Genomic DNA, 2016 nt, shown 5'->3' with positions numbered 1-2016 from the left:
GACGGCTTCGGCTCCGGTCAGGCCCCAGCGGGCCCCGGTGATGTCGAGGCGGTCTTTTACCAGGTGGCGGCATGCGCCTTCGATGATCCCGGTCGCGATGGGCCAGCCGGCGGCCAGCGCGGTGTCGTAGCGCAGGTAGTCGGCTTTGTTGGTGAGGTAGGCCACGGCGTCGTCGATGCTCTTGTTCTGGCCCGGGGCGATCCCTGCGTCGGTGGCGGCCGTTGTGATCGTCTCGGCTGCGGTCAGGGCGTCTCCGGCCAGGATGGTGCGGGCGGTGCGGGCGACCCATGCCTCGATGTCCTTGCTGCCGCCGGGGTGCAGGGCGTGGGCGGCGCTCCACAGGTATTCCAGGACGTGGATGATGTCGATCACGATGTGCACCTGCACGTCGCGGGCGGCGGCCTGCTCGTTGATCAGATCGATCTGGTGGGGTGCGCCGTCCACGAGGGCCACCCAGGTGCGCCGGTGGTCGGGGTCTCGGTGTTCGGCCTGGTCGAACACGGCGGTGATGACCTGGGAGCAGGTGTCGTTGACCGATCCGGTCAGCCACTTGGAGCGGGCCCTGGGTCCTTTGCTCCGGCGGGTGGTGTCCTGCTCGCCGGTGTCGGGGTCGGCGATGATGTCGTCGGCGGTGCGTACCGCGGGTTCGGCGTCGTAGACGGTTCCGAGGGTGGCCATGCGCTTTCGGCCGTTCTTCTCCCCGGCTGACAGGCGTTTGTGCAGCTTGTTGCCGCCTTTGGCCGCGGCGGCTCTCGCGGTGGCCTCCCGCAGGGCCTCCGGCCTTATCACCACGCCCTTGCCGTCGGCCGACATCACCAGCAGCGTGGCGTCCGTGCACGGCTCGGGCGCGAGGGCGGCATAGAAGTCGTCGATGTCCGCGGCGGCGGCGACGGTGAGCTCGCCGGCCTGCCGCGGGCCGATCCCGGCGCCGGTCAGGGTGTTGACGCGCTCGACCGCTTCGGCGAACGAGCCCCGGGACGCCTCGATGGCGACCTGTTTGGCCAGGCCGTGCGAATGCATCCCGGCCGGCAGGTTCAGCGCCGCATCGGCCGGGTGCAGATCCGGCACGGCGTCGCCGCGGTAGGCGATCCGGCCGACGGTCACCTTCCCGAACACCGTGGACAGGATCCGCCGCCGGCCCCGCTCGATCCTGGTGCGCTCCCGGCCGGCGGCGTCCACGACCTGCTCGATGCGCTGCTCGGTCAGCTCCCGCAGCCGCAGATGGTCCTGATACAGCTGCCGCGTCACCTCCCGCATGTCCGCGCCCAGCACCTCCTCCAGCTGCGAGTGCGTCAACGAACCGGTCTCCACGGACTGCATCCGGGCACTGACCTGCTCGAACAAGCCCCGCGAGGCGGCGAACGCGGCCTCCGCCGCCGCCAGATCCCCGCCGAGCACGCCGCCGCTCACCGGGCACCGGCCCGACAGGCCAGCCCGAACAACCCCGGCTCCACCTCGGCCAGGATCCCCCGCCCGACCAGCTTCTTCAGCTTGCCACGCATGCCCTCGGTGTGGTTCGCCTCCGTGCTCAACCCCACCCCGACGCACACGTCCTTGCAGCGCAACGGCCCGGACGCCTCGGCGAACACGATCAGGATCCGCCGATACGGCTCGGAGGTCACCGTCGTGTCCCCGGCCGCCTCGGCGGCCAACAGCACCGGCACCAGTTCCGCCAACTGCGGCAGCACCGCCCCCTCCGTATCCAGCACCACCCCCGGCGGCACCGCCGGGCCGACCGGTGAGGACAACACCTCCTCCACCGTCTCCCGCGTGATCCGCAGTCGCACCAACTGCTCCTCGGCCGTAGCCAACTCCGCGGTCAACACCTCCAGCCGCGCCCGCACCTCGGCCGCGGACGCCCGGACCTCGTCTTCCCTGGCCTGCAAGGCAGCCATCAACGACGGCACAGATGCCACCCACCCTCGCTCAACGCCCGCCCACCACAGCCGGACTCGACACCACGAGGCTAGGAACCAGCAACCCCCGACCGAGACCTGAACCCTGACGAATCACCCC

At 70.9% G+C, this 2016-nt stretch carries 2 protein-coding genes; both read right to left on the bottom strand.

What is annotated here, in order from left to right:
- On the bottom strand, positions 1-1410 hold a 1410-nt coding region (locus tag TU30_RS32730), incomplete at its 3' end, for an ISKra4 family transposase (protein ID WP_052480016.1).
- Positions 1407-1895, bottom strand: a complete 489-nt coding sequence (locus tag TU30_RS32725) for a hypothetical protein (RefSeq protein WP_158719359.1) — start codon at positions 1893-1895, stop codon at positions 1407-1409. The genes TU30_RS32725 and TU30_RS32730, both read right to left, overlap by 4 nt.
- Between the last annotated feature and the right edge of the window lie 121 nt (positions 1896-2016).

The organism is Streptomyces sp. NBRC 110035 (assembly GCF_000829695.1).
Classification (GTDB): Bacteria; Actinomycetota; Actinomycetes; order Streptomycetales; family Streptomycetaceae; genus Streptomyces.
Note: the sequence above shows the minus strand (reverse complement) of the source record. Positions and strands in the feature narration are given on the sequence as shown.